This window comes from Chitinilyticum piscinae, from assembly GCF_015223195.1.
GTDB classification, from domain to species: Bacteria; Pseudomonadota; Gammaproteobacteria; order Burkholderiales; family Chitinibacteraceae; genus Chitinilyticum; species Chitinilyticum piscinae.
In genome coordinates this window covers 254,400-268,263 of record NZ_JADFUA010000005.1, presented here as the reverse complement: position 1 = coordinate 268,263, position 13,864 = coordinate 254,400, and the positions used below count along the sequence as shown (strand labels likewise).

Genomic DNA, 13,864 nt, shown 5'->3' with positions numbered 1-13,864 from the left:
ACGAAGCGATTGATACCTGAAAGAGCATGGCTTTGCTAGACTTGTAAGCACCTAAACCATGGAGAGCAGGGATGTATCAGCGTCTATTCATGCCGGTTGATCTGAGTAGCACCTGCCGGCATGCGCTGGCTGAAGCCCTGAAGGTGGCCCATGAGCAGCATTCCTGCCTGAGGCTGGTGCATGTGGTCGATATGGCGCAATTCGCCTGGAGCGCCAACGAATTCATGGATGTGCCGCGTCTGCAGGAAAGTCTGCAGCAAAGCGGCAGGCAACTGCTGGACGATCTGGCGCAAGAGGTGCGTGCTGCGGGTATCGAGGTGGAGACCCACCTGCTGGAAATCTGGGGCGGCAACCTTGCCCATGCCTTGATTGCGGATGCCCGCGATTGGCAGGCCGATCTGATCGTGATGGGAACCCACGGTTATGGTGGGCTGACGCACATGCTGCTGGGGAGTGTCGCGGAGGGCGTGGTGCGGCAGGCGCCGGTGCCGGTGTTGCTGGTGCGCAATCCGGCATGAGCGAACAGGACAAACAGGCGGTGTTGAGTGTGACCGATCACCGGCGCGATAGCGCCGGTTTTACCTATGTTTACCCGGTAGTGTCGCGCCGTGCCGGTGGCGTATCAGTCGGCATCAATCTCAATCCCAACAACGCGTGCAATTGGCGCTGCGTGTATTGCCAGGTGCCTGATCTGCAGCGCGGCTCGGCGCCGGAGCTGGATCTGGTGCAATTGCATGATGAACTGGTGGCCATGCTGGATGACATTCTGCACGGTGATTTCATGCAGACGCGTGTGCCGGAAGGTGCGCGGCGGCTTAACGACATTGCGTTTTCGGGCAATGGCGAGCCAACCAGCAGCCATCAGTTTCCCGCCGTGGTGGAGTTGGTGGCCCGGGTGCTGCAGCAATTCGGCCTGCAGGGCAACATCAAGCTGGTGCTGATCACCAATGGCAGTCTGATGCACCGAGCCGAGATCACACAGGCACTAGGTCAGCTGGCGGAGTTGGGTGGGGAAGTCTGGTTCAAGCTGGACCGCGCGCCAGCCGATGGTTTCAGCGCGGTCAATCAGGTGGCTTTGCAGTGTGATGGCGTTGCCAGACGTCTGGCCGCAGCAGCAAAGAAATGTCCAACCTGGCTGCAGACCTGCATGTTTGCAATGGATGGCCGCCTCCCGGATGACGCAGAGATTGATGCGTATCTGGCGTTTCTTGCCGGGCAACAGGCGGCAGGATTAAGGCTGCGGGGCGTTCTGCTGTATGGGCTTGCCAGGCCGTCACTGCAGGCCGAGGCGGCAAGGCTGTCTCCGGCCCCGGCTGCATGGATGCAGGCACTGGCCGGGCGTATCGAGAGCCTGGGTCTGCCCGTGCGGCTCAGCGTGTAGGCCGATGAGCCACGCTGCCGGCAGCATGCCCTTTCGGCCTTGCCGCCCGCTGTGGGGCAGGTCTTACTCGCTCAAAGCTTCTTCCAGCAGGCGATCATACAGCTCCGGCTTGTTCAGTCGCAGGTGGTTGATGATCTGCAGATCATTGCGCTGGATCTGGGCCAGATCAATGCCTTCAACATGCACAACGCGCAGCAGTTCCTGCACGGGTTTGGGCATGTTGCGGCCGCTTTCATAGCGTGAGCCGCCGCTCTGGGTGACGCCGATACGGCTCCAGAAGTCCTGCTGGTTAAGTCCCAGGGCTTTGCGGATGGAACGGGGGTCGAACGGTTTCTTGCTGGTAGTCATGAAGGTTCTCCTGATCGGCCTGTCCGGGATAGCGGATGGCACGATTTAACTGATGTAGGCGCCATGTTAGATGGATATGACCATGCGTTCGCGGCACTATTCCCGCCTGCACGCCGGGAATATTCACACTGGCTGTGCCGTTCCGCCGGTCGGGCGCGCCCGAAGCGTTTACAATGCGGCTGCCGCAGCCGGCTGGCGGGCGGAATGTTCCTGTTTTCCTCTTCTGCGGAGATGTCATGCTGAGACAAGCAGCGCTTGCCGCCATCCAGCAATCCTGTCTGGCCGAAAAATTGCGCCAGACGCTCGCCATCGATCTTGCTCTGCCTGTGGACCCGCAGGCTGAGCTCGTGCCCACACGTATCGTCCCGGGGCGGGAAGCCCGTCCGGAGCTGGTGCCCGCAGCCCAGCTTGCCAGTCGGGGTACCCATCATCCGGAAGGGCGTGCGGCGCTGATCCATGCACTGGCGCATATTGAACTCAATGCGGTTGATTTGGCGCTGGATATCGCGTGGCGATTTTCCGGCCTGCCGGAAGACTTCTACCGGGATTGGGTCAGGATTGCCCAGGAAGAGGCCTACCATTTCAGTCTCCTCAAGGAGCACCTCGCCAGCTATGGCTTTGCCTACGGTGACTTCCCCGCGCATGGCGGTCTCTGGGATATGGCCGAAAAAACCCGTGACGATGTGCTCGCGCGGCTCGCGCTGGTGCCCAGAACACTGGAGGCGCGCGGGCTGGATGTGAATCCCGCGATCCGGCACAAGCTCAATCAGGCCGGCGACAAAGCCGCCGCTGCGATTCTGGATATCATCCTGCGCGACGAAATTGGTCATGTCGCGGCCGGCAATCGCTGGTATCACTATTGCTGCGAGCAGCGCGGCATGGATCCGCTAACCGCTCACGCGGAACTGGCTGAGCACTATGCGGCACCACGCCAGCGTGGCCCGTACAATATAGAGGCACGCCGTGCTGCAGGATTTTCCGAGCTCGAACTCTCCCGTCTTTCGCTATGACTCTAGGGTATGGCTAGAGGGTTATTGTTTTAAAAAGGGCTTGAGGCTATAGGGTGTTAGGTATTACAGGCGAAGGGTTCGAATCATTCAGGCGGAATTCAGCTATCTTCCTGTAGTATTGCGACTGTAATCCCTGTTATAGGCTTGTTGCCTGCCAGCCGTTAAAGTGGCTGCCGGGGTATGTGCCGCCAAGGAGTAAGTCATGAAAATCATCAAATTTCTGCTGTGCAGTCTGCTTGTGCTGCTGAGCGCAGTGGCCATGGCCGCCGTCAGTCGCGATGATGCTGCCAGTATTGCGCTGAACAAGGCCGGTGGCGGCCGTGTTCTGTCGGTCGACAAGGTGCTCGAGGGCAACAAGCCGGTATGGCGCGTCAAGGTGGTGACCGGCAAGGGCGATGTCCGGGCCCTGTTTGTTGATGAGGCGACCGGCAGCGTCCGCTAAAACACCATGCGCATTTTGCTGATCGAGGATGAGGCTGCACTGCGCGACAGTCTGGCCAGACGGCTTGAAGCCGATGGCTATCGTGTCGATGTCGCGGCTGATGGCGAGGATGGGCTGTATCAGGCCAGCGAGTACCCTTGTGATCTGCTGATCGTCGATCTGGGATTGCCCAGGCTCAATGGGCTTGGCGTGATCCGCCAGCTGCGGCAAGCAGGGCAGTCGATGCCGATTCTGGTGCTCACGGCGCGTGGCAGCTGGCAGGACAAGGTGGCCGGGCTGGAAGCCGGTGCCGACGATTACCTGACCAAGCCTTTCGAATACCCTGAACTGGCGGCTCGCGTGATGGCGTTGTTGCGCCGTGCGCTCAAAGCAACATCGACGGAACTGCAGCTGGGGCAGATCACCATCGATTTCTCGCGCCAGCGTGTCAGCTACGCTGGCCAGCCTGTCGAATTGACCGCATTCGAGTATCGTCTGCTGGAGTTGCTGGTGCAGCAGCGCGAACGGGTTGTCAGCAAGCAGGAGCTCTCCGATTATCTCTACCCCCACGACGAAGACCGTGACAGTAACGTGATCGAGGTTCTGATTGCCCGCTTGCGGCGCAAGCTTGATCCGCTGGGAGAATGCCCGGTGATCGAAACACTGCGCGGGCGAGGCTATCGGCTGGTGGCCGGTTCTTGCTGATGCGGCCCCATTCGATCAGTCGCCGATTGTTCTGGGGGACCGCACTGGCTGTACTGGTCTTTTTTATGCTGGCCGGCTTCGCCTTCTACGGGCGCTATGCCGAACACCTCAGCGCCAGCCGTGGCGAGCGGCTCAAGAGTGAAATCTATCTGTTGATGGCGGCGACCGAGCTGGACGCGTCCGGTCGCCTGCAGCTGCCTGCAACGCTGGCCGAGCCGCTGTTCTCGCTACCGGCATCCGGGTTGTACGCCAGCATCTTCAATCCTTCCGGGCAGGAAGTGTGGCATTCGCCCTCACAGTTGGGGCGTCGCTTGCCGGAGCCACAACAACCCCGTGCCGGCGAATGGGCAAGCTGGCGCGCAGGTGCTGCGGATCGGCAGTATCAGGGGCTGGCTTACCGTGTGCAGTGGAAAATCGGCGGACAATCCCGGTCACTGCTGTTTGTGGTGCAGGAGGACGAGCAGGCCTTTCAGGCCCAGCTTGCCCAGTTCCGCACCTTGCTGTGGAGCTGGCTCGGGGCGGCAGGGGTGTTGTTGCTGCTGGTGCAGGCGCGCTTGCTGCGCTGGGGCTTGCAGCCCTTGCGCCGGGTCGAAGGGGAGCTGCAACAGATCGAAGCCGGACAGCTGGCGCGGATCAGCGGGACCTACCCCGACGAATTGTTGCCGCTGACCGACCGTCTCAATCTGCTGCTTGATCAGGAGCGCGAGCGTCAGCAGCGTTATCGCGATGCGCTCGGCGATCTCGCACACAGTCTGAAGACACCGCTGGCGGTCCTGCGGCAATGTCGCGACGAGGCAGATTACGGGCTGCGCCTGCAGGAGCAGCTGGAGCGCATGGAACGGATCGTGGCGCACCAACTGGGCAGAGCTGCCACTCGTGGTAGACAGGCGCTGGCTGAGCCGATTCAGCTGGCGCCGGTGCTCGAGCGCTTGCTGGCAGCCATGCGCAAGGTCCATGGTGCCCGCGGGCTGACGTTCGAGCTGGAGTGTCCGCAGGAGCTGGTGACCCGCCTGGATGAAGGGGATCTCTACGAAATCGCCGGGAATCTGCTCGATAATGCCGGAAAATGGGCGCAAGCGCGGATCACGGTGTCTGCCAGCCATACGGAGCATGCGCTAAGGCTGGCCGTGAATGATGATGGACCGGGCTTTGCCGATCCGCTGGCCGCGCAGCAGCGTGGCGTGCGTCTGGACGAGGCGGTCGATGGGCAGGGAATCGGGCTGGCGGTGGTGGCGGATATCGTGCGCAGTTATGGCGGTGTGCTGTCGGTCGCAAATCGCACTGGCGGTGGTGCCACTGTAAGTCTGCAGATTCCGGACCAGTGATGGCCCTGAAAGCCGGCGCGCTATGAAGATAGGTTATTGGGTATATGTTTTTAGATATTATCGATGAAGACTTAGGGCTGTATACGTATGTATTCTCAGTTCCGGGTGGATGAAATGCAAACGCCGCGACGGGATCGCGGCGTTTCTATTTGCAGGGTCTGATGCTGCGTTGCTTAATGGATGAACTGGGCTCCGAGCCAGAACAGTCCGCCCGAGAGCAGGATGGTGATGGGAAGTGTCAGCACCCAGGCCAGCAGAATGCTGCGCACAGTGCCGCCTTGCAGCCCGCTCTTGTTGGCGACCATGGTGCCCGCGACTGCGGAGGACAAGACGTGCGTGGTCGATACGGGCATGCCGGTAAAGCTGGCGATGCTGATTGCGGCGGTTGCCGTGATCTGTGCCGAAAGCCCTTGCGAATACGTCATGCCCTTGTTGCCGATTTTCTCGCCCACGGTCAGCACGATGCGTTTCCAGCCGACCATGGTGCCAAGACCCAGAGCCAGGGCAACGGCGACAATTGCCCATTGGGGGGCGTATTCGGTTGTGGCATTCAGATCCTTGCGCAGCTTTTCGAGATCGGATTTCTCATGGCCTGACAGCTCGGGCAGTTTGCTGACCTTTTTGGCTGCATCATCCAGGCAGAGAATCATCCGGCGTACTTGGCGGCGGTCATCCATGCTCAGTTGTTCGTAAGTCTTGATGCCGTCCAGTTTGCCGACCAGTGCATCGATCGTGGGCAGGGTCTGCTCGACATCGCATTTGAAGATTGGCGGCAGGGTGATCGTGCCATTGCTGTGGCCAAGCTTGATGTGCTGGGTCAGGCGGGCTTCGTTGCTGATGTAGAAGTCGCTCATGTGACGCGCAGCATCACGGGTGCGTTCGATCTGGTAGGTGGTGCTGTTCAGGTCGACGACGAATTTGGCCGGTGCGACCCCGATCAGGACCAGCATCAGCAGGCCGATGCCTTTCTGCCCGTCATTCGAGCCATGCGCGAAGCTTACCCCCATGGCGGAGGCAATCAGCATTACGCGAGTCCAGAAGGGCGGGTGTTTTTTGCCATCCGTATTCTTGCGTTCCTCGGGAGTCATGTGCATCCGCGACGTGCTCCAGAGCTTTTTCAGCAGCAGCAGCAGGCCGGCGGCGATCAGGAAGCCCAGCGTCGGCGAAATCAGCAGCGAGAGCATGATGTCGGTGGCTTTTTTGACGTTCACGCCCTTGCTGATGTCGATGCCGTTCATGAGGGCATGGGCGATGCCGACGCCCAGAATCGATCCGATCAGTGTATGCGAACTGGAGGCGGGCAGGCCGAAGTACCAGGTGCCCAGATTCCAGACGATGGCCGATGCCAGCAGCGCGAATACCATGATCAGTCCGCTGCCGGAGCCGACGTCAAGCAGCAGGTCTACCGGAAGCAGATGCACGATCGCATAGGCGACACCCAGCCCACCGAGCAGTACACCGAAGAAATTGAAGATGCCGGAGGCAATGACCGCCAAGTGCGGTGGCATGGCCTTGGTGTAGATGACGGTTGCGACAGCGTTGGCCGTGTCGTGAAAACCGTTGATGAATTCGAAAGCCAGGACGAAGAACAGCGCCAGCGCCAGGCTGATGGCGACCCCGGTGCCCAGGCCGCTAAACAGATCAAGCATGATGGAAAATGACAGGATGATGACGACGCGGATTATCCCAGATTCCCGGCATGCTCATTCGACAAAATCAATATTACTGTTTAAGCGCAAACTCACGACGAGCAGCTGACGGATAGTGTCTTTGCCCAGTCAGGTGGCGACTGAAAATAGACACTATTTTCGCTCCGTTCTGTAAATGGATTGGCAAGACAATCGGCAAGGCGCTGGATTTCCCGGTAGTCCAGCTGATCTTCAGCCAGGCGGATCGCCTGCTCGGCCAGATGGTTGCGCAGAACATACGCCGGATTCGTTGACAGCATGGTCAGTTTTTGCTCGCAGGCCGCCCATGTCCCATTTCGGCTGCGCCGGGAAAATTGCATAAACCAGTTATCGAATGCCGTACGGTCGACAAACATGTCGCGCAACTTGGCAGGTGGTGAGTCCTGATCCGCGGCGTGGCTCAGCGTGCGCCAGAATAGCGTCCAGTCGGTCTGTCCGGCCTGCATCAGCTCAAGCAGGCTGCTGAAGGTTTCCCAGTCCTGCTCCTGCCAGTCCTGCCAGCCGAATTTACGCTGCAGTTGGCGGGCGAAGGCAGCTTCAAAGCTCGGCTGGAATGTGTCGAGAGCTGCCAGAATGGCATCTTTGTCCAGCAGTGGCATGAAGGCCTGTCCCAGACAATAAAGGTTCCACAGCGCAATCTGAGGCTGGCGGTTGTAGGCGTAGCGTCCGGTTTCGTCGGAATGGTTGCAGATGTGTCCGGCATTGAAGCCATCCAGAAAACCGAAGGGGCCGTAATCGAGCGTCAGCCCAAGCAGGGACATATTGTCCGTATTCATGACGCCATGGCAGAAGCCAACTGCCTGCCAGGCCGCAATCAGTTCGGCGGTCCGCTGGATGACCGCATCGAACAGTGCCCGATAGGGGGGCGGCGCATCCCGGCAGGCCGGAAAATGTTCGCGGATGGTCCAGTCGGCAAGCGCACGCAGGGCGTCGTGCTCGCCACGGTAGTAAAAGTATTCGAAATGCCCGAAGCGTAGAAACGAAGGGGCAACGCGGGTGACGATGGCCGCCGTTTCGCGCTGCTCCCGCCAGACTGGGTTGTCCGGGGCGTGGACCAGCGCCAGCGCCCGTGTGGTCGGGATGCCAAGGCCGTGCATGGCTTCACTGCAGAGGTATTCGCGAATGGAGGAGCGAAGAACCGCGCGTCCGTCTGCTCGCCGGGAATAGGGGGTGGGGCCGGCGCCCTTGAGCTGGATTTCGACGGCGGAGCCGTCTGCGGCAGTGGTTTCGGCAATCAGCAATGCCCGGCCATCGCCGAGTTGCGGTACATTCACGCCAAACTGATGGCCCGAATAGACCGTGGCCAATGTGGGGTGCGCCGGGAGTTGGCGGTTGCCGGACAGCCATTCGGCCAGATCGGGGAGGAGGCGATCCTGATCGGGGACGAGTCCTAGCTCGGCGGCAAGCCCCCGGTTCCATGCCGCCAATCGTGGTGCCTTGACCGGCGTAGCCGCAACTGGCTGGCAAAAGGGGGCTCCCAGTGTGCTCAGGCGCGGGGTGTGCGGAAGCTGGTGAAACAGATGCGGCATGCGGTATCCCTGCGGGTGGTGCGGGTATTGTTGATCAAATTACTCGGGTATTTTATCGCGTTTGCTGCCCTGCTGCAGCCAGGATGATCATGAGTGCGAAATTTCCGGTCACGGCGGCAGTCCGTGTGTTGCGTGCGGCGGGTGTCGAGTTTGGCCAGCATCTGTATGAGTACGAAGAGAAGGGTGGCACTGCGGTGTCTTCGCGAGAGCTGGGGGTGGACGAGCATGCCGTCATCAAAACCCTGGTGATGGAGGACGAACGCCGCCAGCCGCTCCTGGTGTTGATGCATGGTGATTGCGAGGTGTCCACCAAAAATCTGGCCCGCTTGCTCGGGGTCAAAACCATTGTGCCTTGCTCGCCGGAGGTGGCAGGGCGCCATTCTGGCTACATGGTTGGTGGAACCTCGCCGTTCGGAGTCAGGCGGGCTATGCCGGTGTATGTGGAGTCCACGGTGCTGGATTTGCCGCAGATCTACATCAATGGCGGCAAGCGGGGGTTTCTGGTGAGTATGCGGCCGGATGTGCTGGTGCGGGTGCTGGGGGCGCAGGCCGTGAACGTGGCCAATGCGCATGAATAGACGCAGTGCTTTTCCTGGGTATATCCCTGGAGGTCCGTGCTGGTGATGGTTTCAGGCTGATGCCCTGGGCAGGTTTGCGCTATCGCGCAATGGCTTGGCGCTGCCGCCCCCAAGTAGCTCATCCAGATCCTGACGCAGGGTGTGGCGAACCCCTTCCTCGATGCTGTCCTGTAGACGGGTGATGAATTCGTCTGCGCGATGCATCAGGTGCTTGCGTTCCGGGGCTTCACCCATGCCGGCCTTCAGGTACTTAAGCGATGCATGGGTTGCTGACAGCATCAGGCGGGTGTTGTGGGTGGTTTCCGCGGCTGGCATCAGCAGGTTGAGCGCTTCGCCGAGCTGGTTGTTCAGCATCAGCTTTACACCCTGGTTGTTCAATTCGCCGATTTCCTGCCCGATTCCCTGGATGAAGTCATGCCAGGCCGGGCGCTGGTTGGCGGCGCTTTCCAGCATGCCGGAGATCTGTTTCGTGGTGACAAAGCGGCGCGCCAGCGCGGCAAGCCAGGAGTAGGGCGGATTGGCCGGATTGGCTTGCTCGCCTTCGATGGTGGCTGGACAGAGCAGATCGGCGGCCATGATGAAGCTCACCCCGATTTCCAGGGTGAAGTCGGGGAGCCCGAACTGCGTGGCAACGGCGGCAAGTTCGTCGGTTTTACCGGTGTAGAGCGCGCTGGCAATGTGGCCGATGGCGCGATTGGCTGGGGTATTGTCCTTGCGGACGATGTCCTGGGCCATCCGCAGGTATTTTTCGGCGTCACCCCCCGATTGCTCGCGACGCGCCGCCAGTGCCAGTTGCAGTACCGTTTCCGCGGAGAGTGCACAGGAATTGCCGCCTACGGTGACGGCACGGCCGAGCAGCAGTTTGGCCTTGCCGGAATCCCCCAGCATATTGGCGAGATTGCCGGCTTTCTGCAGTCGGCTGACATTATTCGGGGTAAGTGCGAGGCATTTGTCAAAGATGGCCATGGCTTCATTGAGCCGACCTTCCGCCATGTACATCGAGGCCAGCGCCTCATAGGCGTCGACATACTGGGCGTGCTCGACGATGGCAGCTTGCAGGGTTGATTCCGCCTTGGATTTCTGCCCCATGCGGTTCAGTGTTTTTGCCAGCCCGAGTTTGGCCCAGGGGACGACTTTCTGGGTCAGGATGTCTTCGAACAGTTTTTTGGCCTCATCCAGTCGCCCGGCTTCGAGCAGCAGATTGGTCAGGATGCGCAGCAGATCGTTGCGAAAACTGCTGCTTTCCTTTTGCAGGCGCAGGCATTCGTTGATCGCTTCGTTGAGATTGCCCTCATTGATCCGATCGTAGATCGGTTTCAGAAAGCGCTTGCGAGCCCAGGCGATGGTCAGGCGAGTGCTCAGCAGCTGGCTGGTGAAGGGCTTGATCAGGTAATCGTCCGGACCGATTTCCGCGACGGCGACCACTTTCTCATAGGCTGCCTCGGCGGTGATCATGATCCAGATGGTGTACAGCGGTAGCTCGCCAGAATGCCGGAGTTCTTCGAGCAGCTCCTGGCCGTTCATGCCTTCATCGAAGTGGTAATCGCAGAGTACGACGTCGTATTGACCATTGCGCAGGCGGCGGCGGGTTTCACCGATGCTGCTGGCCGCATCGACGCGGTTGATGCCACAGCCCGCGAGCGTCATGCGCACCGATTGCCGTACCGTCGGCGCGTCATCGGCGACCAGTACGCGTGCCTGGGTCAGATCATCTGCCATTCGTCTGCCAATTCTAAAAACCAGTATTTGCAATATCGGCAATCTGGACGAAAGCTCAAGCTTTTTATCGGCTGATGATGGGGTTTGAGGAGGCTGAAAAGCAAAAACCCCGATCATGCGATCGGGGTTTTTAAATTTGGTGCCCAAGAGAAGACTCGAACTTCCACGCCCTTGCGAGCGCTAGGACCTGAACCTAGTGCGTCTACCAATTCCGCCACCTGGGCCTTGCTGTTTTGCTTGCGCACTGCAGCGAAGAAGCCGAACTATACTGTCGCGGGTGGGCGGCGTCAAGTGCCCTGTTGGTGGAAATTGCCTAACTCCTTGACGTATAGCGCCAAGATGGATGCAGGTACTTGGTTTGGTAGGGGTACGGTTTGGGGTATCTTAAAATGAAAAAACCCCGATCCTGAGATCGGGGTTTTCCGGAATATGGTGCCCAAGAGAAGACTCGAACTTCCACGCCCTTGCGAGCGCTAGGACCTGAACCTAGTGCGTCTACCAATTCCGCCACCTGGGCATATCCAGGCAATGCAGACTATGTTGAAGAATTTGGTGCCCAAGAGAAGACTCGAACTTCCACGCCCTTGCGAGCGCTAGGACCTGAACCTAGTGCGTCTACCAATTCCGCCACCTGGGCTCTTCAACTAAGCTACAATCGCTCTGCCTTGCGGCGTTGCGTTTTGCAGTGCATCGCTTAGAGGACGCGAATTATTGAGAAAAGCAGAGACAATGTCAACCAGAAAAACAAAGAATTTTTCCGAATCATCCTCGGTCGAGCGTGCCCCGAAGCGCCGCTCCCGTAAAATCAATGCCTTGCGCGCGCAGGATCCTTTCCTTGAGCGCGAGCGCGAGCGTTATGAAAGCCCGCTGCCCTCGCGGGAATATGTGCTCCAGTTGCTGAACGACGCCGGAGCGCCGCTGTACGTCGAAGATCTGGCCCGCCAGTTGGGCATTACCGAAGAAGAAGGCCTGCCGTTCGAGCGCCGCCTGCGCGCCATGGAGCGCGAGGGGCAGCTGATGATCAACCGCAAAGGGGCCTTGTGCCTGCCGGCGAAGATTGACCTGATCGCCGGCAAGGTGCTCGGGCATGCCGATGGTTTCGGTTTTCTGCAGCCCGATGATGGCAGCGAGGATCTGTTCCTCGGTCCGAAGGAAATGGACAAGGTGCTGCACGGTGACCGCGTGCTGGTGCGCCAGATGGGCGTTGACCGGCGCGGCCGTCGCGAAGGTACCATTGTCGAAGTGCTCGAGCACGTCAACAGCAGACTGGTCGGGCGTTTCCGTGCCGAGCGCGGTGTGTTTTATGTTACCGCAGAGGACAAGCGCATCAGCCAGGAGATCCTGATCGAGCCCAAGGGAACGCTTGGGGCGACGGTCGGGCAGGTGGTTATGGTCGAGTTGCTGACTCAGCCGGCGCGCTACACGCAGCCTGTTGGCAAGGTGATCGAGATTCTGGGCAATTATGCCGATCCGGGAATGGAAATCGAGATTGCGCTCAGAAAGCACAATCTCCCGCATGTCTTCAGCGACGCGGCCGAAGAGCAGGCGGCAAAAACACCGGCCAAGGTTCTGAAAAAGGACTGGAAGGCCATTCACGGCACGGTAGAGCGCGAAGATCTGCGCGAGCTCCCGCTGGTGACCATTGATGGTGAGACGGCGCGGGACTTCGATGATGCGGTGTATGCCGAAAAGGACGGCAAGGGCTGGCGGCTGGTGGTGGCGATCGCCGACGTCAGCCATTATGTACAGCCCGGTGATGCGCTGGATGTGACCTCCATCGAGCGGGGTAACTCGGTGTATTTTCCTCGCCGGGTGATTCCGATGCTGCCCGAGGCGCTGTCCAACGGCATTTGCTCGCTGAATCCGGATGTCGAGCGCCTGTGTATGGTCTGCGACATGAAGATCAGCGCGAAGGGCAAGATCAAAAAATACCGTTTCTATCCGGCGGTGATGCGCTCGAAGATGCGCTTTACCTACACCCGCGTCTGGGAATTGCTGCAGGACGAAGAAAGGGCGAGCAAGGCCGAAAAAAAGCTGCTGCCGCACCTGCAGGATCTGTACGCGCTCTTCCAGGCCTTTGCCAAGGCGCGCGGCGTACGCGGCGCCATCGATTTCGAAACCACCGAAACCGAAATGCGCTTTGATGAGCACGGCAAGATCCGCGAGATCGTTCCGGTGGTGCGCAATGACGCACACAAACTGATCGAGGAGTGCATGCTGGCGGCCAATGTGTCGGCGGCGGACTACCTCATCAAGAACGAGCATCCGGTGCTGTTCCGCGTGCATGAAGGTCCCACTCCGGAAAAGCTTGCATACCTGCGCGAATACCTGAAGACCTGCGGGCTGACGCTGGGTGGTGATGACGATCCGCAGGCCAGCGATTACGCCGAGCTGCTGGGCAAGATCCGCGAGCGCCCGGATGCCGACTTGCTGCAGACCATGCTGTTGCGCAGCCTGCAGCAGGCGGTCTATACACCGGCCAATGCCGGACACTTCGGGCTGAGTTACGAGGCGTATGCGCATTTCACTTCGCCGATCCGGCGTTATCCCGATTTGCTGGTGCATCGGGCAATCAAGGCGGTGTTGGCCGGCAAGAAGTACAAGCCGGCAATGAAGTGGGAGGCCTTGGGGATCCAGTGCTCGATGACCGAGCGCCGCGCTGACGATGCCAGCCGTGATGTATCTGCCTGGCTGAAGTGCTACTACATGCAGGACAAGGTTGGCGAGGTCTTTGAGGGCGTTATTTCTGCGGTCACCAGCTTTGGCATGTTCGTGCTGCTCGATCAGGTGTATGTCGAAGGGTTGGTGCACGTTTCTGAACTGGGGAGCGATTACTTCCACTTCGACGAGGCGCGGCGGGAGTTGCGTGGCGAGCGCAGTGGCCGGGTCTACCGCATGACCGACCGCCTGAAGGTGAAGGTGGTGCGGGTTGATCTGGAAGCCAGCAAGATTGATTTCACCCTGCTGGAGGAAGAGCGCCCAGCATCCCCGGCAGGCAAGGCTGTGGCGGCGCGTCGCAAGACGGGGGGCTCAGTCCGTACTGCCACCAAAACGGCGCAGGCGGCCAAAAAGGCGGCAGGTGGTCGTCGTCATTGATTGCTGGCGTATGTTCCCGAAGAGTTTTTCTGATTTGTCTTTGGGGTTAATACGTGCTTGGGTA

Annotated in this window: 12 protein-coding genes and 3 tRNA genes; 8 read left to right on the top strand and 7 right to left on the bottom strand. The window is 59.8% G+C overall.

Annotated features, from left to right (window positions below):
• Positions 1 to 71: 71 nt before the first annotated feature.
• Entirely contained in the window at positions 72 to 518 is a 447-nt protein-coding gene (locus INR99_RS10825; protein ID WP_194116358.1) for a universal stress protein, read from the top strand.
• Entirely contained in the window at positions 515 to 1,381 is an 867-nt protein-coding gene (locus tag INR99_RS10820; RefSeq protein WP_194116357.1) for a radical SAM protein, read from the top strand. The genes INR99_RS10825 and INR99_RS10820 overlap by 4 nt, the downstream gene beginning before the upstream one ends.
• Positions 1,382 to 1,444: 63 nt before the next feature.
• On the opposite strand, the gene INR99_RS10815 is transcribed toward INR99_RS10820, so the two are convergent.
• Entirely contained in the window at positions 1,445 to 1,729 is a 285-nt protein-coding gene (locus INR99_RS10815; RefSeq protein WP_194116356.1) for a helix-turn-helix domain-containing protein, read from the bottom strand.
• A gap of 236 nt (positions 1,730 to 1,965) precedes the next feature.
• Between INR99_RS10815 and INR99_RS10810 the strand changes: the two genes are divergently transcribed.
• The 4 genes from INR99_RS10810 (at position 1,966) to INR99_RS10795 (ending at position 5,190) form a co-directional block, all read left to right on the top strand.
• Complete coding sequence (locus INR99_RS10810) at positions 1,966 to 2,739, top strand: ferritin-like domain-containing protein (RefSeq protein WP_194116355.1); 774 nt, start codon at positions 1,966 to 1,968, stop codon at positions 2,737 to 2,739.
• Positions 2,740 to 2,941: 202 nt separating this feature from the next.
• Entirely contained in the window at positions 2,942 to 3,181 is a 240-nt protein-coding gene (locus tag INR99_RS10805; RefSeq protein WP_194116354.1) for a PepSY domain-containing protein, read from the top strand.
• A gap of 6 nt (positions 3,182 to 3,187) precedes the next feature.
• A complete protein-coding gene (locus INR99_RS10800) occupies positions 3,188 to 3,865 on the top strand; it encodes a response regulator transcription factor (protein ID WP_194116353.1) in 678 nt (225 codons plus the stop codon).
• On the top strand, positions 3,865 to 5,190 hold the full coding sequence (locus INR99_RS10795) for an ATP-binding protein (RefSeq protein WP_194116352.1): 1,326 nt from the start codon (positions 3,865 to 3,867) through the stop codon (positions 5,188 to 5,190). The genes INR99_RS10800 and INR99_RS10795 overlap by 1 nt, the downstream gene beginning before the upstream one ends.
• Before the next feature lie 173 nt (positions 5,191 to 5,363).
• On the opposite strand, the gene INR99_RS10790 is transcribed toward INR99_RS10795, so the two are convergent.
• The gene (locus INR99_RS10790) at positions 5,364 to 6,839 is read right to left on the bottom strand and encodes an inorganic phosphate transporter (RefSeq protein WP_194116351.1); all 1,476 of its coding nucleotides are present in this window, start codon (positions 6,837 to 6,839) and stop codon (positions 5,364 to 5,366) included.
• A 92-nt stretch (positions 6,840 to 6,931) separates the two neighbouring features.
• Positions 6,932 to 8,407, bottom strand: a complete 1,476-nt coding sequence (locus INR99_RS10785; RefSeq protein WP_194116350.1) for a protein adenylyltransferase SelO — start codon at positions 8,405 to 8,407, stop codon at positions 6,932 to 6,934.
• A gap of 89 nt (positions 8,408 to 8,496) precedes the next feature.
• On the opposite strand from INR99_RS10785, the gene INR99_RS10780 reads away from it, so the two are divergent.
• On the top strand, positions 8,497 to 8,985 hold the full coding sequence (locus INR99_RS10780) for an aminoacyl-tRNA deacylase (RefSeq protein WP_194116349.1): 489 nt from the start codon (positions 8,497 to 8,499) through the stop codon (positions 8,983 to 8,985).
• Positions 8,986 to 9,036: 51 nt separating this feature from the next.
• Here INR99_RS10780 and INR99_RS10775 read toward each other — a convergent pair whose 3' ends face one another.
• The 4 genes from INR99_RS10775 to INR99_RS10760 all read right to left on the bottom strand — a co-directional run bounded on the left by INR99_RS10775 (position 9,037) and on the right by INR99_RS10760 (position 11,341).
• Positions 9,037 to 10,704 carry a response regulator gene (locus INR99_RS10775; protein ID WP_194116348.1) on the bottom strand — a complete coding sequence of 556 codons (1,668 nt, stop codon included), beginning with the start codon at positions 10,702 to 10,704 and terminating at the stop codon, positions 9,037 to 9,039.
• A gap of 137 nt (positions 10,705 to 10,841) precedes the next feature.
• Positions 10,842 to 10,928 (bottom strand) — tRNA-Leu (locus tag INR99_RS10770).
• Positions 10,929 to 11,134: 206 nt separating this feature from the next.
• Positions 11,135 to 11,221 (bottom strand) — tRNA-Leu (locus INR99_RS10765).
• Between the two features lie 33 nt (positions 11,222 to 11,254).
• A tRNA-Leu gene (locus INR99_RS10760) sits at positions 11,255 to 11,341 on the bottom strand.
• 92 nt (positions 11,342 to 11,433) lie between these two features.
• On the opposite strand from INR99_RS10760, the gene rnr reads away from it, so the two are divergent.
• Entirely contained in the window at positions 11,434 to 13,800 is a 2,367-nt protein-coding gene (gene rnr, locus INR99_RS10755; RefSeq protein ID WP_194116347.1) for a ribonuclease R, read from the top strand.
• Positions 13,801 to 13,864 lie beyond the last annotated feature (64 nt).

Coding starts and splice junctions, on each gene's coding strand:
- INR99_RS10825 (WP_194116358.1), top strand. CDS start 72: ATGTATCAGCGTCTATTCATGCCGGTTGATCTGAGTAGCACCTGCCGG.
- INR99_RS10820 (WP_194116357.1), top strand. CDS start 515: ATGAGCGAACAGGACAAACAGGCGGTGTTGAGTGTGACCGATCACCGG.
- INR99_RS10815 (WP_194116356.1), bottom strand. CDS start 1,729: ATGACTACCAGCAAGAAACCGTTCGACCCCCGTTCCATCCGCAAAGCC.
- INR99_RS10810 (WP_194116355.1), top strand. CDS start 1,966: ATGCTGAGACAAGCAGCGCTTGCCGCCATCCAGCAATCCTGTCTGGCC.
- INR99_RS10805 (WP_194116354.1), top strand. CDS start 2,942: ATGAAAATCATCAAATTTCTGCTGTGCAGTCTGCTTGTGCTGCTGAGC.
- INR99_RS10800 (WP_194116353.1), top strand. CDS start 3,188: ATGCGCATTTTGCTGATCGAGGATGAGGCTGCACTGCGCGACAGTCTG.
- INR99_RS10795 (WP_194116352.1), top strand. CDS start 3,865: ATGCGGCCCCATTCGATCAGTCGCCGATTGTTCTGGGGGACCGCACTG.
- INR99_RS10790 (WP_194116351.1), bottom strand. CDS start 6,839: ATGCTTGATCTGTTTAGCGGCCTGGGCACCGGGGTCGCCATCAGCCTG.
- INR99_RS10785 (WP_194116350.1), bottom strand. CDS start 8,407: ATGCCGCATCTGTTTCACCAGCTTCCGCACACCCCGCGCCTGAGCACA.
- INR99_RS10780 (WP_194116349.1), top strand. CDS start 8,497: ATGAGTGCGAAATTTCCGGTCACGGCGGCAGTCCGTGTGTTGCGTGCG.
- INR99_RS10775 (WP_194116348.1), bottom strand. CDS start 10,704: ATGGCAGATGATCTGACCCAGGCACGCGTACTGGTCGCCGATGACGCG.
- rnr (WP_194116347.1), top strand. CDS start 11,434: ATGTCAACCAGAAAAACAAAGAATTTTTCCGAATCATCCTCGGTCGAG.